We start from the raw sequence: 20,314 nt of genomic DNA on the forward strand, positions 1-20,314 counted from the left end.
CGCGCGCGGCCACCCGCGCCCCGTCATGCGCTCACGGGGCTCGGCGTCCCAGCCACAGCCCGACCTCCATCAGCCCGTCGGCGATCTCCTCGGCCATGCGTGCATAGCCATCCGCGTTCGGGTGGATGCGGTCCGCACGCAGATCCGCGTCGTTCAGCACCCCGGCCAGTACCCCCTCGATCAGCGGCACGTCCTCCTCGCGCGCCAGCTCGCGATAGATCGCGTCGTCACTGAGCCGCCCGGTAGCGGCCCCCAGGGCCGAGGCTTCGGGCACGCCGATCAGCAGCGGCTGCGCCCCGTGGTCGCGCACGTATCCGATCAGTGCCCGCAGATCCTCCTTCACGTCCGCCGGCTGGCGCCCGCGCAGGAAGTCGTTGCCGCCGAGCTCGAGGATGACCAGATCCGGTTCATGTTCGACCAGGCTGTCCTCGATGCGCCCGCGTGCGGTATCCGCCCGATCGCCGGGCACCCCGTCGTTGATGACGGTCCAGCCGGTGATCGCCTCCAGACGCGTCGGAAAGTCCTCGCCATCACCGGCGCCGGTTCCGTGGGTCACGCTGTCCCCGAACACCAGCACCGTGGCCGAGCGCGGCAGCGGGTCGAGGTCGGTGGGCCCCGGGCTGCCGCAGGCGGCCAGCATTCCGGCTACCAGCAGCAGCCACAGGAGTTGCCCCGCGCGCCCGGTCCGGGACGGTCTTCCGCCTGCTCTCATTGCGTCGTTCTCCCGTCGTCGATAATCCGCGTCACATCATGCCACGCGCCGCAGCCCCAGCAGCCCCGCCACCAGGAACAGCAGCACCGGCACACTGGCCGCCAGCACCGGCGGCAGCGCGAACACCAGTCCGACATGGGTCATCGCCCGCATCACGATCGCGAACGACACCCCGATCGCGATCCCCACGAACAGCCGACGCCCGGCCCCGCCTTCGCGCTGCGACCCGAACAGGAACGGGATCGCCAGCAGCAGCATCACCCAGGTCGAGGCCGGCAGGGTCAGGCGCTGCCAGAAGGCCACCTCGTAGGGCGCCGAATCCAGACGGTTTTCCTGCAGGTACTGGATGTAACGATGCAGGTCGCGCGCTCCCATCTGCGCGGGTTCCACCACCAGCACCGAGAAGTACTCCGGGGCGATCAGACGCTCCACGCGTTCCTCCTCGACATGTTCCGTCACTACCCCGTCGAAATCCGGGCGCGAGCGTTCCACGTCCTCCAGCCACCACTCGCCGTCCGTGTAACGCGCACCCGCGGCCCGGGTGATCACCCGCGGGCGCCGGTCCTCGCCCAGTTCGATCACGCGCACGCCCGCCAGCCGGTCATCCGGCAGCACGGCCTCGGCATGCACGATGCGCCGCCCGTCGCGCGCCCACAGCCCCATCGAGCCAACGCTCAGTTCGCGGTCGAAGGCGGTCGCCTTGAGGTTCTGCGCGCGGTTCTCCGCCACCGGCGCGACGAACTCGCCGATCGCGACCATCGCCAGCACCACGATCAGCCCGCCCTGCATGACCCAGCCGACGAACCGCCCGACGGTCATCCCGGCGGCGCGCATGGCCGTCAGCTCGCTGCCCGCCGCGAGGTTGCCCAGCAGCAGGAGACCACCGAGCAGCGCTGCCGGCGGCATCATCTCGTACATCCGCCGCGGCAGCGTCAGGGCCACGTACATCAGCGCCTGCGCCACGCCGTAATCGCCGCGGCCGATGTCCCGCAGCTCGTCGATCAGCGCGAACACCGCATCCAGCGCAACCAGCAGCAGCGCCGCCAGCGCGGTCCCCAGCAGCACCTGGCGGATGATGTAGCGCCCCAGGATCGTGGTCATGCCGGCTCCCCCGCCGGCGGGCCCGCACCCCGGCGCGGCCGACGCAGCAGGCCCTTGCGCCAGGCCAGCAGCAGCCACAGCACGAGCATCGCGCCGTGCGCCCACCACAGCCCCACGGCCACGGGCACCTGGCCGTCCGCCAGCTGCCCCTGCCCCAGGATCAGGAAGTTGGCATACAGCACGTACACCCCGATCGCCGCGGGGATGCGCGCGTAGCGCCCGCTGCGCGGCGGCACCAGCGACAGCGGCAGGGCGATCAGCGTCAGGACCACGATCGACAGCGGCATGGCGAAGCGCCACTCCAGCTCCGCACGCACCTCGTGGTCGTCCCGCTCGGCCCACAGCTCCGGCGTGGAGTGCGCCTCCAGGCTGCGCCGCTCGGCGCCCGGGTCGGGCTCGGTGATCTGCGTGCGCAGGCGTTCGAATTCCAGCATGCGGAAGGCCCCGCTGCCCGGGGTGCCGACGTAGCGGTAGCCGTCCTCCAGCACCAGGAAGCCGCTGCCCTCGGCACCGGGATCGGGGATCGCACGCGCGGCCACCGTGACCTGCGCCTCGCCGTCCACCTCGCGGTAGATGAAGACCTCCTCCAGCGCCTCGCGGTCATCGCTCAGGCGTTCGGCGAAGAACACCTGATCCCCCACGCGCGACTCCAGGAACTGCCCCGGCGCGATCCCCACCAGATCCGAGCGCTGGTCGGCGAGATCGCGCATGCGGTCCACCTCGCCCTCGGTCCAGGGCACCACGGTGTTCATCAGCGCCGCCAGCAGGATCGCCGCCGGTCCGGCGACCAGGAACAGGGCACGATAAAGCGCGGCGAACGACATCCCGCCCGACTGCAGCGCGATCAGTTCGCTGTCGCGCTGCATGCGGCCCAGCACCAGCATGAACCCCAGAAACAGCGCCACCGGCCACAGATACACGATGCCCTTGAACGCGCCGAAACCCACCAGCGCCGGCAGGAAATCCGCCGGCACGCTGCCCTCGGCCACGTCCTGCAGCACCCGCGCGAGCACCCCGCCGACGATCACCAGCAGCAGCACCACGGTGACCGCCGCCTGGGTCACCAGGAGTTCGCGCGCAACGAAGCGCTCGGCCCGGCGCAGGATCATGCGCGGCCCGTATCCACGTCGCCGGTGTGCGTAGTGCGCCCCGGCGGCGCGCTGGTAGTATCACTGGAAAACATTCATTTCATCCCGCGAGGCGCCCATGCAATTCTCCGTCACCACCTCCGCCGTCGACAAACCCCGCGCCGGGATCCGCGCCGCCGCCGTCAGCCACCGGCGCAAGCCGGCCCCGGGCGCGCGGGTCCTGGATGAGGCCCGCGACGGCGACCTCGCGGCCCTGTTCAAGGCCGGCGAGATGGACGGCGACGCCGGCTCGCGCCTGCTGGTGCCCGGCGCCGGACGCAAGGGTTCCGCGCTGCTGATCGGCCTGGGCGCGAAGAAGGACTACGACGCCCGCGCTGCGCGCAAGGCCTGCCAGACCCTCGCTGCCGCGCTGGTGGAGCGCCCGGCCGACAGCGCGGTGATCGCGGTGGAGGACTTCGTCCCGCGCGGCAAGGACATCGCCTGGACCGTGCGCACCCTGATCACCGCCATCGGCGACGCCGCCTATCGCTTCTTCGAGTTCAAGGGCAAGGAAGAGACCCGCCCCGTCAAGCTCGAGAAGGTCCAGTTTGCCGTGGACCGCAGCCGCGCCGATGCGGCGAAGAAGGCCTGCAGCGAGGCCGCGGCCATCGTCACCGGCATGAACCGGGCGAAGGACCTCGGCAACACCCCGCCCAACGTCTGCTATCCCGAATCCCTCGCCGACACCGCCTGCCGGCTCGCCGAACAGTATGACCGTCTCGAGACCACCGTGCTCGACGAACACGAACTGGAGGCCCTGGGTGCCGGCGCCATCCTCGCCGTCGGTCAAGGGTCCGAGCGCCCGCCGCGCCTGATTGCGATGGAATACCGCGGCGGCAACAAGGACGATGCCCCGGTGGTGTTCGTCGGCAAGGGCATCACCTTTGACACCGGCGGCATCTCGCTGAAGCCGGGCGCCGAGATGGACGAGATGAAATACGACATGTGCGGCGCCGCCAGCGTGTTCGGGGTGATCGAGGCGGTATGCGAACTGGGCCTGCCGATCAACGTGGTCGGCGTGGTCACCAGCGCGGAGAACATGCCGGACGGCCGCGCCACCCGCCCCGGCGACATCATCCACACCCTGTCCGGGCAGACCGTCGAGATCCTGAATACCGACGCCGAGGGCCGTCTGGTGCTGGCCGACGCCCTGACCTGGGTGGAGCGCTACAAGCCAAAGGCGGTGATCGACATCGCCACCCTCACCGGCGCCTGCATCATCGCCCTGGGCCACCAGGGAGCCGCGCTGCTGGGCAACGACGACCGTCTGGTCCGGCAGCTGCAGCAGGCCGGCGAGGAAACCGGCGACCGCGGCTGGCAACTCCCGCTGTGGCCGGAGTACCAGGAACAGCTCAAGAGCAACTTCGCCGACATGGCCAACATCGGCGGCCGCCCGGCGGGCACCATCACCGCCGGCTGCTTCCTCTCGCGCTACACCGAGGACTACACCTGGGCGCACGTCGACATCGCCGGGGTGGCCTGGAAGAGCGGCAAGGAAAAGGGCGCGACCGGCCGCCCGGTCCCGATGCTGATGCAGTATCTGCTGGACCAGGCCTGAGGCTCGCCGGCACATGACCCGGGTCACCTTCTACCTGCTGCAGGATCCGCAGCCTGACGCGCGCCTGCGGCTGGCCTGCAAGCTGGCCGAAAAGGCCTCGCGCCAGGGCCACCGGGTCCACGTCCACACCGGGGACCCGGCCCTGACACAGAGCCTGGACGAATGGCTCTGGACCTTCCGTGACACCGCCTTCCTGCCTCACGCCACCGAGGTGGACGCCGCCGACGTGCCGGTGACCCTGCACGACTCCCGTGCCCCGACCACCCACTGCGACGTGCTGGTGAACCTGGCCGCCGAGGTCCCCGAATACTGCGGGCGTTTCGAACGCGTGGCCGACATCGTCGGCGGCGACGAAGCCGGCCGGGCCGCCGGCCGCGCCCGCTGGCGCTACTTCCGCGACCGCGGCTATCCGCTGGAACACCACTCCATGTGAGATCCGTTGGCAGGCGATGCCCCTCCCCTGACCCGACCTTTGAGCTGGATCATGAATCCCTTCGATTCGAGTGGAAATGTGATCCATTCACGTAGAACTCACGCGGACAATGGATGCAAGGTAGCGACGGCATCCGCAGAGATGCCCGTCACAAGAAAACTACCAGCAAGGAGGTCGGAACCATGTCCGACAAGACCGATATCAGCCGCCGTACCTTTCTCCGCCGCGCCTCCGCGGCCGTCGCCGCCATCCCGGTCGTGAGCATGGCCGGCATGTCCGTGGCCACGGCCAATCCCATGGCCGAGGACGGACACGCCCACAACTACGTGGCGGATGCCGCCAACGCCGATCACCCGGACTACTCCGAGGGCGAGCGCTGCGACAACTGCGCCTTCTGGGACGGCAACGGCGGATGCCATCACGCCGATTTCCAGGGCGTCAACGTCGCCGCCGGCGGCTGGTGCGACGCCTGGGTCAGCGGCTGATCCCGCAACCCGCTCACGGGGCACCGCAATGCCCCGATACAACAGGGCCCCGCACGCCACCCTGGCGCGCGGGGCCCCTTCATTCCGATCCTGCCCCGGAGAGCTTCAGAAGCGGTAACCGATCGCGCCCTTCACCTGCCAGGAATCCGGATCCACATCGACCCCGCCAAGCACGGTTTCGTCCCCGTGGAAGGTCTGCGAATACTCGCCGCGGAAGAACATGCGGTTCTCGAGCTGGTACTCGACACCCACGCCACCGCGGCCGCCCTCGTACGTCTCGGAATCCGACCCGAGCCCGTCGGCGGACACCTTGGCCTTGGTGCCCTGGTACCCGAGCAGACCGTAGACCAGCAGGTCGTCGTTGAAGACCCGGCCGAGACGCAGGTTCACGCCATAGCTGTGCTTCACATCCACGTCGTAATCCACACCGTTCCAGGTGGTCGAGTCGTCGGCCTGATCCAGCCAGAAGTCGAGCTCCACGCCCAGGTAGTAATTGTTCTCGGTGGTGCCGGTACCGATCACGCCACCGATGCCCACGTCGGTGTCGGACAGGGAGGGGCCGGGATCCACATCAAAATCGTAGTCCACGATCACCAGCTGGCCACCGACGTATCCGCCGTGGAAGGTGTCGGCCTGGGCCACGGACAGGCCACCGACCAGCATCAGGGCACCGCCGACGGCGGCAGCAATCTTTCCTTTCGCGAACATCGGTCTTTCTCCTCGTTGTTATCCGGTTGCGGCGCACAGGCCCGCCACACTCAGCGGTCATCACGTTCGACTTATTCTCGCACACGGGCCGAGGGTTTCGACAGGCCGCGCAGGAAAACGGGTCACGAACTGCATCCCTCGTTATAATGCGCGGCTTTGCCATCCACACCCCGAGCCCGGCCCGACCATGGACAAGAGCTTCGACCCCAAGAGCATCGAACAGGCCCAGTACGAACGCTGGGAGGCCGCGAACATCTTCGCGCCGCCGGAGACGGGCGAGGCCAACTACTGCATCCTGCTGCCGCCACCGAACGTGACCGGCACGCTGCACATGGGGCATGCGTTCCAGCACACGCTGATGGACACCCTGATCCGCTACCGGCGCATGCACGGCGACCGCACCCTGTGGCAGGGCGGGACCGACCACGCCGGGATCGCCACGCAGATGGTGGTCGAGCGCCAGCTGGCGGCGCAGGAAAAGACCCGCCACGACCTCGGGCGCGAGGAGTTCGTCCGCGCGGTCTGGGACTGGAAGAACGAATCCGGCGGGACCATCACCCGGCAGATGCGCCGGCTGGGCGATTCGGTGGACTGGTCGCGCGAGCGCTTCACCATGGACGACGGGCTCTCCGAGGCAGTGCTCGAGGTCTTCGTGCGCCTGTTTGACGAGGGCCTGATCTACCGCGGCAAGCGCCTGGTCAACTGGGACCCGGTGCTGCACACCGCGCTGTCCGACCTGGAGGTGCTGTCGGAAGAGGAAAACGGCCACCTGTGGCACTTCCGCTATCCACTGGCCGACGGCTCCGGACACCTGACCGTGGCCACCACGCGCCCGGAGACCATGCTGGGCGACACCGCCGTCGCGGTGCACCCGGAGGACGAGCGCTACCGCGACCTGATCGGCAGGACCATCCGCCTGCCGCTGGTCGGGCGCGAGATCCCGATCATCGCCGACGACCACGTCGAGTCCGAGTTCGGCTCCGGCTGCGTGAAGATCACCCCGGCGCACGACTTCAACGACTACGCGATGGGCCAGCGTCACGACCTGCCGGTGATCAACATCCTGACCATCGATGCCTGCCTGAACGACAACGTGCCCGAGGCCTACCGCGGACTGGACCGCTATGAGGCCCGCAAGCGCGTGGTGGCCGATCTGGATCACCTCGGCCTGCTGGAAAAGACCGAGGACCACCGCCTGATGGTCCCGCGCGGCGACCGCTCCGGCACCGTGGTCGAGCCCTACCTGACAGACCAGTGGTACGTGAAGGCCGGCCCGCTGGCCGAACCGGCGATCCGGGCGGTGGAGGACGGCCGCATCCGCTTCGTGCCGGAGAACTGGTCGAAGACCTACTTCGAGTGGATGCGCAACATCGAGGACTGGTGCATCTCGCGCCAGATCTGGTGGGGTCACCGCATCCCCGCCTGGTACGACCCGGACGGCAACGTGTACGTCGGGCGCTCCGAGGACGAGGTACGCGAGAAGCATGGCCTGGGCGCCGAGGTGGCGCTGGAACAGGACGAGGACGTTCTGGACACCTGGTTCAGCTCGGCCCTGTGGCCGTTCTCCACCCTCGGCTGGCCGCAGCAGACGCCGGAACTGCGCGACTTCTACCCGACCAGCGTGCTGGTCACCGGCTTCGACATCATCTTCTTCTGGGTCGCCCGCATGATCATGATGGGCGAGCACTTCATGGGCGATGTGCCGTTCCGCGAGGTCTACGTCACTGGCCTGATCCGCGACTCGGAAGGCCAGAAGATGTCCAAGTCCAAGGGCAACGTGATCGACCCGATTGATCTCATTGACGGCATCAGCGCCGACGACCTGGTGGCCAAGCGCACCCAGGGCCTGATGCAGCCGCAGATGGCGAAGAAGATCGAGAAGACCACGCGCAAGGCCTTCCCCGACGGCTTCCCCGCGTTCGGCACCGACGCCCTGCGCTTCACCCTGGCCGCCCTGGCCACCACCGGGCGCGACATCAAGTTCGACCTCGGCCGCATCGAGGGCTACCGCAACTTCTGCAACAAGCTGTGGAACGCCTCGCGCTTCGTGCTGATGAACGTCGAGAGCCACGACTGCTCGGCCGCGGACGACACCGCGGAGCAGCGCACCCTCGCCGATCGCTGGATCCTCGACCGCCTGGCGGCCACCGCCGAGACCGCCACGCAGCAGCTCGATGCCTACCGCTTCGACCTCGCCGCACAGACGCTCTACGAGTTCACCTGGCACGACTACTGCGACTGGTACCTGGAGCTGACCAAGCCGGTGCTGAACGACGAGGCCACGCCGGAGGCGGTCAAGCGTGCCACGCGCCATACGCTCGTCAGCGTGCTCGAGGCCCTGCTGCGCCTGCTGCACCCGGTGATCCCGTTCATCACCGAGGCGATCTGGACCAGTGCGAAGCCGCACGCCGGCATCGGCGACGACGTCGAGTTCCTGGTGCAGCGCCCCTGGCCCGCGCAGGACGGCTTCCCGCGCGATGCCACCGCCACCGCCGAGCTCGACTGGGTCAAGGACTTCATCACCGGCCTGCGCCGGATCCGTGCGGAGATGGACATCGCCCCGGGCAAGCCGCTGCCGGTGCTGGTGAAGAACTGGAGCGACGCCGACCGGGAGCGCTATCAGCGCCACCGCGCCCTGCTGGAATTCCTCGGCAAGCCCGAGGACGTCACCTGGCTGGACGCCGCCGACGAGGCCCCGGAATCCGCCATGGCCCTGGTCGACGAGATGCAGCTGCTGATCCCGCTGGCCGGCCTGATCGACAAGGACGCCGAACTGGCGCGGCTGGACAAGGAGATCGCCAAGCTCGACAAGAACCTCGAGCAGAGCGAGAAGCGTCTTGCCAACGAGAGCTTCGTCGACCGCGCCCCGGCCGAGGTGGTGCAGAAGGAGCGCGACCGCGTCGCCGAGATGCAGGCCACCCGCGAGCAGCTCGCCGCGCAACGCGAACGTATCCGGGCGATGTAACGCCGGCGCGGCACTCGCCGCCCGGTGCCGGCCCCCGGCCCCGGCACCCGGCACCCGGCACCCGGCACCCGGCAAAGGCTGCAGGAGCTTGCTTGCAAGCGAATAGGAGCTGCTACCCGACCGCTGCCGCGGCGCTTCGGGCTACTGCCTGTGCTTGATCGCTGCCGCGGGCCTTGAGCTGGCGCTGCAGAGTCGGCGGTTTTGGCTGCCGCCGGGGGTGTTGCGCTCTCTCGCGAGCGCGCCGCGCCCGTTGTTGATCAAAAACGGGCTTTCTTGTGTGAACAAGAAAGGACCCAAAGAAGTCACCCCGACTGCCGCATCCCGGTCCGCTGACGCGGCCCGGGATCCCCTCGCTCCGAGGCCGGGCGCGGGCGGCGCTGAACTCGCGAAGCTGCGCTTCGCTCAGACAAGCAGCGCCTTTTCTCCCGCGCCCGACCTCTGCGCTCGGTGCGGCAAACGGGGCCACAGGGTCACCGCCCGTTCTTTTTCCGCCAGGCGGGCAGGCCGGGGGTTATGAACGCCCCCGGCCGAGACCAGGACCGTTGGCAACCGATTGTGTCGGATCGGCGAGAGGGCTCGCCTCCCACCGTGTTGAAACCTGCTCCCGCAGGAGGCCGGTCCTCCGGCCGATCGGGCCCCGGATGCCGTGTCGCATGGGAAGATGTCGCCCCCAAAGGACACCACGAGCCTTCGGTTCGCTTGCAAGCAAGGTCCCACAGCCACTGTGGCATGTCCGGCACCGGGTGAGGGTGCCCGGGTAGGGCCATGGACACGCCCTGCCGAGCCACAGACCCTCCTCCATCAGGGCTTCGGGGTGGGGCCGGGCCCTGACCACACGAGATTCCTTTGTCCGGATGGTTGGGAATGAGCTCTGCGAAGGGCCCGTACGAAAGCTTGAACCCGTTGGTGCACCGGGCCGCCTTTGCATCAGGAACCAGGAAACGCACGATTCGAGCGCCCCGCGATCAAGCGGGCCGGGACCGGGGCACCAATGGCCGGAACGCCTCCGGTTTACCCCCTCCCGTTGCGAGCCCCTTGCGGAGGGTGCCTCGCGCCGGAAACAAGGCGCCGGATGTCCGAGCGAAGCGCAGCTTCGCGAGTTCGGCGCCGCCGGCGCGAGGCGCCCGGAGCAAGGTTCCCGGGCGAGCTCCGGGTGCCCTTCTTTGGGTCCTTTCTTGGGCAAGCAAGAAAGGACCTCGCGGCGCGCTCGCGAGAGAGCGCAACACCCCCGGCGGCAGCCGAAAACCGCCGACTCCGCAGCGCCAGCTCAAGGCCCGCGGCAGCGATCAAGCACGGGCACCAGCAGCCCGTTCGCTTGCAAGCAAGCTCCCGCAACCGGTTACCCCCAGACGGACCCGACCCCGAACACCAGTGCGGCCACCATCAGCGCCAGCACCAGCCCGAACCAGGGGTTCGCGATGTGCGGGTGGTCCGACCAGGCCCCGCGCTTGTAGCCGGTAATCATCGCGCCGATCAGGCGGATCCGCAGGATGAACTGATAGGTGAACACGGCCAGCACGTGGATGCCGATCACGATCAGCAACAGATCGAAGTTCCAGTTGTGCAGCCGCGTCATCGTACGTTCGACGTCGCGGCTGACGGAATCGGCCAGCGGCCCCTGGTTGAAGATGTCGTCATTGGCGAACAGTCCGGTCACCGCCTGCACCAGCAGCAGCACCAGCATCAGCAGGATCGCCCAGCCACCCAGCGGGTTGTGGCCGAGGTATTCGGGAGCCGTGCCGCGCAGCCGGCCCCACGCGTAACGCGCGACCGTCACCGGCCCCGCCAGCCAGTGGCGAAAACGCGCCGTCTCGCTGCCGACAAAGCCCCACACGATGCGGAACAGCAGCAGCCCCAGCACGGTGTAACCCAGCCACTTGTGCCACCGGAACAGCATGAATTCGGTGCTGGTGTACCACAGGCCCACCAGACACAGCAGCAGTCCCCAGTGAAACACCCGCGTCGGCCAGTCCCAGACCTTCACCCGCAGGGCATCCGCGTTGCCACCGGTCATTCCGTTCATTCCTCGTCCTCGCGTTCATAGCCGGTCAGTTCCACGAAGCCACGGCCCAGGAGCTCGCCCTCCCGGTCACGGATGTCCACCGCGCCTTCCCAGTAGGGAATGACCGTATCCATTTCCTGAAATTCCCGCACCGCTTCCACACGGAAACGACGGGGCGCGCTGCCATCCGGCGGCGTGACCGTCATCGCCCACACCACCGGATAGCGGTTTCCCGAAGGCATGCGCGCATGCCGCAGCGGTTCGAGCTCCACGTGTTCCGGGCGCAGCTCGTGATCCCGGGCATCGGCCGGCATCCAGCGGCCCTTCGAAAGCTCATGGGGCGTGCCGTCATCGCGCCGCAGCTGGTAGTACATCAGGTCGGTCCCGTCGTCGAACTGCAGGGCAAACCAGTTCCAGCCGATCTGGCCCTCGGCCAGGGCGCCGCTGCTCCATTCGCGGTCCAGCCAGGCCTGCCCCGAAAGCGCCCGTTCCGCCCCGTCCGCATCGCGCAGGGTGCCGCGCGCGGCGATCCGAGGGACAGAATAGTAGTAGGACGCATTGCCCGGCTCCGGCCCCTTCTGGCTCACACCTGCCTCGCCCTGCAGCACCGGGGCGCGCTCCGGTTTCAGCTCCAGTTCCAGTTCGCGCCCGTCCACCGTGAACTGCAGATCCCAGGTGTCGCCCGCCAGGCCGGTCAGCGCCCAGTCCTCCAGCCACACCCGGCCCACCGGCTCGCTGGCACCCGCCAGCCCGGCGGCATCCCGGGCGAAGCGCTCCTCCGAGGCATGCCAGTCGCCCTCCACGTCGAGGATCGCGGCATGCGCCATCCACAGACGCGGCGTGGCCCAGCTCGACCCGTGAAACGCCGGGTCGCCCTCCAGCTCCGGCGCCAGCGCCACCCGGAAGAAGGTGATGTGGAACCCGTGGCGGCCGCCGTCGGGGCCCTCCAGATTGCCGGTCAGATACCACCACTCGTTGCGAAACCCCGGATGTGGCCCATGATCCCGCGGGAACTCGAACGCGCGCGGCTCCTCGGCCCGGCGAAAGCCCTCGACGTCCTCCTCGCCCAGGGCATCGGCGACGCGCAGCGCGGTCCCCTCTTCGTCGGACGCGGGTTCCGGCGGCTCCCCGCCACAGCCCGCCAGCCACGCACCCGGCAGCAACAGCACAAGCAGCCCCGCTCGCAGCATGCCCCTCATCACGCCACCTCCCGCAACGCCGGCAGCAGACGCATCCGGGCCATGCGCCAGGCCGGCCACAACGACGCCAGCAGGGCGGCCAGCAGCCCGATGGCCACGGTGCCCGCGACCTCGCGCCCGGGCCAGCGCAGGTCCATGCCCCAGCCGAAGGCCTGACGGTTGATCACCTCGATCAGGATCCAGCCCATGCCCAGTCCCGCGGGGATCGCCGCCAGCACCGCGAACAGCCCGAGCACCCCGCCCTGCAGCAGCACCAGCCCGCGCACGCCCCGCGGCTCCAGCCCCAGGCTGCGCAGCGTCGCGAATTCGCGGGCGCGCTCCATCTGCAGGGCCATCAGGGCGCCGAGGATGGCGATGAAGGCGACCACCAGGGTGATGACCCGCAGCAGATGGGTCACCGCGAAGGTGCGGTCGAAGATCGCCATGGATTCCTGTTCCAGCGCTTCCGGCCGGGTCACGATCGCCGCCGGCTCGCGCTGCGCCAGCCACGCCTCCAGGCGCTCGACCGCGGCCTCCGGATCGACATCCGGCGGCAGCACCAGCCCGAACGAACCCACGCCCTCCGGCGCGGGCCCGTCCCGGGCGTAGGCGCCGTGGGGGATCATCACGCGGCCCTGCGGGGTCGCGTAGTCGCGGTAGACCCCGGCGACCGTAAACGTACGACGCCCGCCCGGCACCGCCAGCTCGAGATCGTCACCGGCCTGCAGGTCGTGGTGGGCGGCGAAGGGTTCGGTCACCAGCACGGCGTCGCCAGCGCCTATGCGGTCCACCAGCCCGTCCCGGGGACCATCCACCTCCAGCAGCGGCAGGTGCTCCAGCCAGTCGGGGTGCGGCCGCACCACGAACAGCTCGACCCGACCCGCGTCGCTGCCGGTCTCCACCGTGGTACCGGTACTCAGCGATTCGGCCCCGGACTCGCTCAACAGCGGCCCGGCCCAGTCCTGCGGCAGCCGCGCCGAATCCCGTGCCGCGGCCGGCGCGACCGGAGTGACATAGAGATCGGAGGTGAGGGCCTGCCCCAGCCACTGCTCCACGCTGCCGCGAAAACTGCCCACCATCACCGACACCGCGATGGTCGCGGCCAGAGCCAGGGTCAGGGCCGAGGCGGCCGGGCCGCTGCGCGACAGGCTGCGTTCGAGGCTGCGCAGCCCGATCCGTGGCAGGCTGCGGCCGGCACTGACGACGGCCAGCCCGCGTAGCGTCCACCCCAGGACCCGGGGCAGCAGCAACACGAAACCGGCGATCAGCAGGAACAGGCCGAAGAAGGCCCCCGGCAGCCCGGCCACGCCAGTGATGAGCACTCCGGCGCCGGCGACCAGCAGGCCGAGGGAGGTCAGGGCCAGACGGTTGGCACGGCGCCGCGCCCGCGCCTCGCCGGCCCCGGCACCCTGCCCCGACGGCCCCGCGTGGCGGGCCGCTTCCAGTGCCGGGGCCAGCGCGGCCAGCAGCGCCACGCCCACGCCCAGCACCAGCACGGCCAGCAGCGCCAGTGGGCGGGGCGTGACCCGGGTAACGGCCGCGACAAAGAAATGATCGGTGACGGTCTGCGCCACTTGTGCAACCAGCGCCTGCGCCAGCGCGACCCCGGCCAGCGCCCCCAGCAGCGTCCCGATCAGTCCGACCAGCGCGGCCTCCAGCAGGACCACGGCGACGACCCGACCGCGCCCCGCCCCCAGCAGGCGCAGGCTGGACAGGACCTCGCGCCGGCGCAGCACCGAAAATGTCTGGGTGTTGTAGACCAGAAACGCCGCGATCAGCAGCGCCAGCAGACTCATCGCCGTCAGGTTGATGCGAAACGCCCGAGCCAGCTCGCGCGAGGCCTGATCGCGTGCCCCGGACGCGACGATCTCCAGCTCCTCGGGGTTCACCCCCGCGGCCCCGGCGGCCTGCTCCAGCGCGCGTTCCATCGCCCGCTGCGCCTCGGCATCCTCCAGCCGCAGGTCGATGCGGTCGAGGCGCCCGTCGCGCCCCAGCAGGATCTGGGCGGTGGCGATGTCGGTCACCCACACCCGCCCGTCGTCCTCGCCGGCGCCGTCGGCCGCGAGCACCCGCACCGCGTGGCGCCCGTCGGCCGCCTGCAGTTCGACCCGGTCGCCATCCGCCGCATCCTGCTCCGCGAACCACTGGCGTGGCGGCAATACCGTCCCGGGCTCGCTCAGCAGCCGCTGCACGGGTGCCGCGCCGATGTCCGAGGCGGCGCCGCGGAACGGCCCCTCGGCGAACGGATCCACGCCCAGCAGGTAGATACTGCGGCCATCTTCCAGCCGCGCGGCCCCCTCCACCACCGGCGCCGTCTCCCGCTGGCCGGCGCTGCGCAGTTCCGCATACACGGCCTCGGCGAAACCCTGTGGCGGCCCCAGCACCTGGTGGGTGGCGGCGCCGGCCACGGCCTCCATGGAACGGTCGAAGGCGCGCTGCGCGGACTGATTGGCCAGATCCACCGCCAGCACCACGGCCACCGCGATCACCACCCCCAGCAGGGTCAGCACCCGCTGCAGGGGCCGGCGGCGCCAGTCGCGCATCCACGCCCGCCAGATCAGCCCCATGGCCGTCAGCCCTCCCGCAGACGGCCGTCGTGCATGGTGTGGATGCGGTCGAGGCGGCCGGCCAGTTCCGCGCTGTGGGTCACCAGCAACAGGGCGCTGTCATGCGTGGCTACCTGCTCCAGCAGCAGCGAGAAGACCGACTCGCCAGTCACCGAATCGAGGTTGCCGGTCGGTTCGTCGGCCAGGATCAGGGCCGGCTGGTGCACCAGCGCGCGGGCGATGGCCACGCGTTGCTGTTCCCCGCCGCTGAGGGCTTCGGGCAGGCGTCCGCCCAGCCCTTCCAGGCCGACCGCCGCCAGCGCGGCGTCCGCACGCCGGCGACGCTCCGCGACCCGCGCCCGGCGGCCGGAAACGTCGTCGGGGAGCCCGGCCAGCTCCAGTGCCAGCATCACGTTCTCGCGCGCATCCAGAGTCGGGATCAGGTGGAACGACTGGAACACGATGCCGGCGACACGCCGGCGCAGTCGCGTGCGGCCGGCCTCGTCCAGGGCGCCGAGGGAAGTGCCCGCCAGCCGCACCTCGCCCTCGCCCGGGTGCTCCAGCCCCGCGGCCAGGTGCAGCAGGGTGGACTTGCCGGAACCGCTCTCGCCGACGATCGCCACCCGTTCCCCCGGCGCCAGCGTCAGATCCACCCCGCGCAGCACCGGCGTCTCCGGCGCGCCGGGATAGACGAACGTCAGCGCGGCCACGTTCAGAACAGGATCCTGCGACGGGGCAGCGGATGGGGACGGCGACGAAGACATGCTCGGCTCCAGACGGGGTCAAACAAGCGACCGGGCGCAGCCCCGAAGGTTCGCGCGAGTGCTCAAACCGGTGCAAGCATCGCACGCAAGCACTTGAGTGGAACAGAGGATCCGTTAGAATAACGGGACCTGCCACAAGGGAACGCATGATGAAACGCCGAACACGCTGTCGATCTATCGTCGCCCGGCCGTAAGCACTGCGCACCCTTCTCCGCCGCTGCCGCCGGGCCTCATGACACAAGAGCGCCGGGAGGCGGCCGGATCCTGCGATCTGCCCCGTCCTGGAAATCCGATTACGACGGTCCCTCGTCGTCACCGCGCCGCGCGTGCCGGTGATCCGCCAGCGACCGCCGGGAGCAGGGCATGGAACACAACCTCGAACAGTCCATCATCGAACTGCGCGAACTGGTCCGGCTGGACGACCGCGCCGGCCTGGATGAGCTGCTGGATTACATGCGCATCCAGGACATTGCACATGCGCTGATGGAGCTGCCCGCGGACGCCGTTACCCCGATCTTCAACCGGCTGCATCCCGGGCGCAAGGCCGACGTCTTCGCCTATCTCGACATCCCCTTCCAGCTGCGACTGCTGGGTGCGTCGTCACGCGAGGATGCGCGCTTTCTGCTCTCCGAGATGGAGACCGACGACCTCACCGCGCTGCTGCAGACCCTGGACGCCGAACGCCTGCGCGAATACCTGCGCCTGCTGCCGTTCCGCGCCATCCGCCGTGCCCTGAAGCAGCTCAACTACCCCGAGGATTCGGTCGGCCGGGTGATGTCGCCGTCGGTGGTCGCGGTGGCCCCGGACTGGACGCTCAAGCGCGCACTGGCCCATGTGCGGCGCACCGGTGACGAACACTCCAACAACGTGATCTTCGTGGTCGACGATGACCGCACCCTGCTGGCCGCCATCCCCATCCGGCGCTTCCTGCGCGCCGAGCCCGACAGCCCGGTACGCAGCCTGATCGACGACGAATCGCCCTACACCGTGCAGGTGGACGCCGACCGCGTCGAGGCCGCGCGGCGCATCCAGCACTACGACATCGAGAGCCTGCCGGTGGTGGGCGACAACGGCGAGCTGCTGGGCGTGGTCACGGTGGACGACGTCATGGACGTGATCGAGGCCGAGTCCACCGAGGATTTCCACAAGCTGGGTTCGGTGGGCAACCTCCCGCTGAGTCCGCGCCAGGCGAGCCCGTTCCTGCTGTATCGCAAGCGGGTCGGCTGGCTGCTGGGGCTGGTGGCGTTCAACACCCTGGGCGCCCTGATGATCTCGCAGTACGAGGAGGCCATCGAGGCGGTGGCGGTGCTGGTGTTCTTCCTGCCGCTGATCATCGACTCCGGCGGCAACGCCGGGGCGCAGAGCTCGACCCTGATGGTGCGCGCGATGGCCACCGGCGAGGTCACCACGCGCGACTGGCTGCGCCTGTGGGCCAAGGAACTGGGCGTGGCCACCGGGATCGGCGTCAGCATGGGGATCGCGGTATCGCTGCTGGGTCTGTGGCGCGGCGGCATGGAGATCGCGGTGCTGGTGGCGGTCGCGATGACCCTGATCGTGGCCTTCGCCAGCATGGTCGGCATGCTGCTGCCGGTCATCCTGCGCAGCCTCAAGCTCGACCCCGCGACCGCCAGCGTGCCACTGGTCACCGCCATCGCCGACCTCGGCGGCATCGCCATCTATTTCTCGCTGGCCGTGGCCATGCTCGGCCTTGCCACGCCGGCCTGAGGGGAACCCGCATGAGTCCGACCGATCACGACATCGACAACCTCCCCGACACCCTGCGCACCGCCCTGGAGCAGGGCTCCGACGGCCCGCTGAACGCGATCTGCAACGCGCATGCGGCGCCCGACCTGTCGGACGCGCTGGAGACCCTGCCCGAGGATCAGGCGGTCGCCTTCTTCCAGCGTCTGGAGCCAGCCTGCGCCGCGCCGGTGTACGCGCACCTGGAGCCCGATCATCAGTCCCGGGTGCTGGCCGCGCTGGACGAGCAGCAGGCCGCGGACCTGGTCGCCGCCCTTTCGCTGGACGATGCGGTGGCGGTGATCGACGGCCTGGGCGACGAGCATGCCGACTCCCTGATGGAGACCCTCCCGGCGGAGAGCCAGGAGGCCGTGGGCTCGCTGCTGGCCTATCCGGAAGAAAGCGCCGGGCGCGTAATGACCCCGGAGTACGTCACCGTGCAGCCCGAATGGACGGTGAGTGAGGCCATGGAGCATCTGCGTGCCCACCACGAGGTGGCGGAGACCGTGAACACGGTGTTCGTGACCACCGCGGCCGGCGAGCTGCTGGCCTGGGTGCGGCTGAAGGAGCTGCTGCTGGCGCGCGCCTCCGCGCGGGTTGCCGACCTGATGCACACCGACGTGGCCAGCATCACCGCCGAGGAGGACCGCGAGGAGGCGGCCCACCGCATCAGCCACTACGACCTCAACGTGCTGCCGGTGGTCGACGACCAGGGCCACATGCTGGGCATCATCACCGTCGACGACGTCATGGACGTGCTGCGAGCGGAAACCACCGAGGACTTCCACCGCATGGCCGCGGTGGGCGACGTGGTGCTGTCGCTGCGCGACGCCAGCATGGGCCTGCTGTACCGCAAGCGCATCGGCTGGCTGCTGATCCTGGTGGTGGTCAACATCTTCGCCGGGCTGGCGATCGCCCGCTACGAGGCGGCCATCGAGGCGGTAGTCGCGCTGGTCTTCTTCCTGCCGATGGTGATCGCCACCGGCGGCAATACCGGCTCGCAGGCGGCGACTCTGGTGGTACGCTCGCTGGCGGTCAACGATGTCCGATTGCGCGACGCCTGGCGCCTGGGCGGCAAGGAACTGGTGGTATCGACCGCACTGGGCGTGACCCTGGCGGCCGCCATCTGGCTCTCCGGCAACTGGCTGGGCTCGCTGGAGGTCGCCAACGCCATCGCCCTGGGCATGTTCCTGGTGGTGGTGTTCGGCGCGATGTTCGGCATGCTCCTGCCGTTTGCCCTGACCGCCCTGCGGCTGGACCCGGCGGTGGCCAGCGCGCCGCTGATCACCTCGGTGGTCGACATCGGCGGTATCCTGATCTATTTCGGCGTGGCCGTGGCGGTGCTGGGCCTGTAACGGGCGTCGCCGCCGCGCAATCACCCGCGCGGCCTGCGGCGGCTCGGCAGGCCCGCGCGACTGCGTTAGACTCGGCCCCGTTCCGGCCCGACTCAGCACGCGAGTACACGACCATGAGCACGCCTCCCGTCCGGCACCGCACCGTCCCCGTCCGCGTTGGTCCCGTGACCGTGGGCGGCGAGCATCCCGTGGTGGTCCAGTCGATGACCAACACCGACACCGCCGACGCCCTGCGCACCGCGGTCCAGGTGGCCGAACTGGCGCGCGCCGGCTCCGAGATCGTGCGCATCACGGTCAACTCGGCCGATGCCGCAAAGGCGGTGCCGGAGATCCGCGAGCGGCTCGACGCGATGGGCCTGGACGTGCCGCTGGTGGGGGACTTCCACTTCAACGGCCACAAGCTGCTGACCGAATACCCCGAATGCGCCGAGGCCCTGGCCAAGCTGCGCATCAACCCGGGCAACGTCGGCCGCGGCTCGAAGCGCGACGCGCAGTACCAGGCGATGATCGAGACCGCCATCCGCTTCGACCGGCCGGTGCGCATCGGCGTGAACTGGGGCAGCCTTGATCAGGAACTGCTGGCGCGCATGATGGACGAGAACGCGCAGCGCCCGGAGCCGCTGGAACCCCAGGCGGTGATGGAACAGGCGCTGATCACCTCGGCGCTGGAGAGCGCCGCCGAGGCCGAACGCATCGGCCTGCCGCATGACCGCATCATCCTGTCGGCCAAGGTCAGTGGCGTGCAGCCACTGATCCGGGTTTACCAGGATCTGGCCGCGCGCTGCGACTACCCCCTGCATCTGGGCCTGACCGAGGCCGGCATGGGGGCCAAGGGGATCGTCGCCTCCACCGCCGCGCTGTCCGTCCTGCTGCAGCAGGGCATCGGCGACACCATCCGTATCTCGCTGACCCCGGAGCCCGGCGGCGACCGCACGCAGGAGGTCAGCGTCGCGCAGGAGATCCTGCAGAGCATGGGCCTGCGCAGCTTCCTGCCCTCGGTGGTGGCCTGCCCCGGCTGCGGCCGCACCTCCAGCGAATATTTCCAGCACCTGGCGCAGGACATCCAGAGCTACATCCGCCAGCAGATGCCGAACTGGCGCCAGCACTACCCCGGGGTCGAGGAGATGACCGTCGCGGTGATGGGTTGCGTGGTCAACGGCCCGGGCGAGAGCAAGCACGCCGACATCGGGATCTCCCTGCCCGGCACCGGCGAGCAGCCGGTCGCGCCGGTCTACGAGGACGGCGAGAAGACCGTGACCCTCAAGGGCGAGCATATCGCCGAGGAGTTCCAGGCCCGCGTCGAGGCCTACATCGAACGCCGCTACGGACAGGCCGGATGAACGCGAGCGCCGACCACGACCCGCAACTGCTGCAACGCGTGCAGGCCCTGTTCGAGGATCCGCGCATCCGGGGCTGCAACTGGCAGCCGCGGCTGTTCTGGCACCCGACGGAAAGCGGTGGTGCCTTCGGTGCGCCGCGGGTGGACCCGCGCGAACTGGAGGTGTTCCTGGCGACGGTGGCGGGCGAGGCCTCGCAGTGTCTCGACGCCCTCGAGGCCGATTGGCCCGGGCGCGGCCGCTTCCTGGCCGCCAACGCCCGGCGCCACGAACTGCCGCTGTTCACCCGCGCCTGAGCCCCGC

Annotated in this window: 16 protein-coding genes; 8 read left to right on the plus strand and 8 right to left on the minus strand. The window is 69.7% G+C overall.

Translation table 11 applies throughout. The annotated features are described in order from the left end of the window. Nucleotides 1-31: 31 nt before the first annotated feature. The 3 genes from C998_RS0105825 to lptF are packed head-to-tail and all read right to left on the minus strand — an operon-like array spanning nucleotide 32 to nucleotide 2,922. Entirely contained in the window at nucleotides 32-712 is a 681-nt protein-coding gene (locus tag C998_RS0105825) for a GDSL-type esterase/lipase family protein (protein WP_026279493.1), read from the minus strand. 36 nt (nucleotides 713-748) lie between these two features. Further along, nucleotides 749-1,813: an LPS export ABC transporter permease LptG gene (gene lptG, locus C998_RS0105830; RefSeq protein ID WP_018869923.1), complete on the minus strand. Its 1,065-nt coding sequence runs from the start codon at nucleotides 1,811-1,813 to the stop codon at nucleotides 749-751. Beyond that, complete coding sequence (gene lptF / locus C998_RS0105835; RefSeq protein ID WP_018869924.1) at nucleotides 1,810-2,922, minus strand: LPS export ABC transporter permease LptF; 1,113 nt, start codon at nucleotides 2,920-2,922, stop codon at nucleotides 1,810-1,812. The genes lptG and lptF overlap by 4 nt, the downstream gene beginning before the upstream one ends. A 97-nt stretch (nucleotides 2,923-3,019) precedes the next feature. Between lptF and C998_RS0105840 the strand changes: the two genes are divergently transcribed. From C998_RS0105840 to C998_RS0105850, 3 genes are all read left to right on the plus strand, one after another. Beyond that, nucleotides 3,020-4,498, plus strand: a complete 1,479-nt coding sequence (locus tag C998_RS0105840; protein WP_018869925.1) for a leucyl aminopeptidase — start codon at nucleotides 3,020-3,022, stop codon at nucleotides 4,496-4,498. Between the two features lie 13 nt (nucleotides 4,499-4,511). Beyond that, nucleotides 4,512-4,931, plus strand: a complete 420-nt coding sequence (locus C998_RS0105845) for a DNA polymerase III subunit chi (protein WP_018869926.1) — start codon at nucleotides 4,512-4,514, stop codon at nucleotides 4,929-4,931. A gap of 182 nt (nucleotides 4,932-5,113) precedes the next feature. Beyond that, nucleotides 5,114-5,416 (plus strand): high-potential iron-sulfur protein, encoded by a 303-nt coding sequence (locus tag C998_RS0105850; protein WP_018869927.1) that lies wholly within the window; start codon nucleotides 5,114-5,116, stop codon nucleotides 5,414-5,416. 105 nt (nucleotides 5,417-5,521) lie between these two features. On the opposite strand, the gene C998_RS0105855 is transcribed toward C998_RS0105850, so the two are convergent. Further along, the gene (locus tag C998_RS0105855) at nucleotides 5,522-6,124 is read right to left on the minus strand and encodes an outer membrane protein (protein WP_018869928.1); all 603 of its coding nucleotides are present in this window, start codon (nucleotides 6,122-6,124) and stop codon (nucleotides 5,522-5,524) included. A gap of 187 nt (nucleotides 6,125-6,311) precedes the next feature. On the opposite strand from C998_RS0105855, the gene C998_RS0105860 reads away from it, so the two are divergent. Further along, nucleotides 6,312-9,089, plus strand: a complete 2,778-nt coding sequence (locus tag C998_RS0105860; protein WP_018869929.1) for a valine--tRNA ligase — start codon at nucleotides 6,312-6,314, stop codon at nucleotides 9,087-9,089. A gap of 1,339 nt (nucleotides 9,090-10,428) precedes the next feature. On the opposite strand, the gene C998_RS0105865 is transcribed toward C998_RS0105860, so the two are convergent. Genes C998_RS0105865 through C998_RS0105880 form a run of 4 tightly spaced genes read right to left on the minus strand, consistent with a single transcriptional unit; the run spans nucleotide 10,429 to nucleotide 15,525 of the window. Next, entirely contained in the window at nucleotides 10,429-11,103 is a 675-nt protein-coding gene (locus C998_RS0105865; protein ID WP_018869930.1) for a cytochrome b/b6 domain-containing protein, read from the minus strand. 5 nt (nucleotides 11,104-11,108) lie between these two features. Then, a complete protein-coding gene (locus C998_RS0105870) occupies nucleotides 11,109-12,290 on the minus strand; it encodes a lipocalin-like domain-containing protein (RefSeq protein ID WP_018869931.1) in 1,182 nt (393 codons plus the stop codon). Continuing rightward, the gene (locus tag C998_RS0105875) at nucleotides 12,290-14,836 is read right to left on the minus strand and encodes an FtsX-like permease family protein (RefSeq protein WP_018869932.1); all 2,547 of its coding nucleotides are present in this window, start codon (nucleotides 14,834-14,836) and stop codon (nucleotides 12,290-12,292) included. Before C998_RS0105875 ends, C998_RS0105870 begins: the two co-directional genes overlap by 1 nt. Nucleotides 14,837-14,841: 5 nt before the next feature. Then, nucleotides 14,842-15,525 (minus strand): ABC transporter ATP-binding protein, encoded by a 684-nt coding sequence (locus C998_RS0105880; protein WP_018869933.1) that lies wholly within the window; start codon nucleotides 15,523-15,525, stop codon nucleotides 14,842-14,844. A 417-nt stretch (nucleotides 15,526-15,942) separates the two neighbouring features. Here C998_RS0105880 and mgtE (C998_RS0105885) point away from each other — a divergent pair, with 417 nt between their 5' ends. The 4 genes from mgtE (C998_RS0105885) (at nucleotide 15,943) to C998_RS0105900 (ending at nucleotide 20,307) form a co-directional block, all read left to right on the plus strand. Beyond that, nucleotides 15,943-17,304 carry a magnesium transporter gene (gene mgtE, locus C998_RS0105885; protein WP_018869934.1) on the plus strand — a complete coding sequence of 454 codons (1,362 nt, stop codon included), beginning with the start codon at nucleotides 15,943-15,945 and terminating at the stop codon, nucleotides 17,302-17,304. 11 nt (nucleotides 17,305-17,315) lie between these two features. Beyond that, the gene (mgtE, locus tag C998_RS0105890) at nucleotides 17,316-18,674 is read left to right on the plus strand and encodes a magnesium transporter (RefSeq protein WP_018869935.1); all 1,359 of its coding nucleotides are present in this window, start codon (nucleotides 17,316-17,318) and stop codon (nucleotides 18,672-18,674) included. Nucleotides 18,675-18,787: 113 nt separating this feature from the next. Continuing rightward, a complete protein-coding gene (gene ispG, locus C998_RS0105895; RefSeq protein ID WP_026279494.1) occupies nucleotides 18,788-20,014 on the plus strand; it encodes a flavodoxin-dependent (E)-4-hydroxy-3-methylbut-2-enyl-diphosphate synthase in 1,227 nt (408 codons plus the stop codon). Then, on the plus strand, nucleotides 20,011-20,307 hold the full coding sequence (locus C998_RS0105900) for a hypothetical protein (RefSeq protein WP_018869937.1): 297 nt from the start codon (nucleotides 20,011-20,013) through the stop codon (nucleotides 20,305-20,307). Before ispG ends, C998_RS0105900 begins: the two co-directional genes overlap by 4 nt. The last annotated feature ends 7 nt before the right edge of the window (nucleotides 20,308-20,314 follow it).

It is taken from the genome of Thioalkalivibrio sp. ALgr3 (genome assembly GCF_000377325.1).
In the GTDB taxonomy this organism is placed as follows: Bacteria; Pseudomonadota; Gammaproteobacteria; order Ectothiorhodospirales; family Ectothiorhodospiraceae; genus Thioalkalivibrio.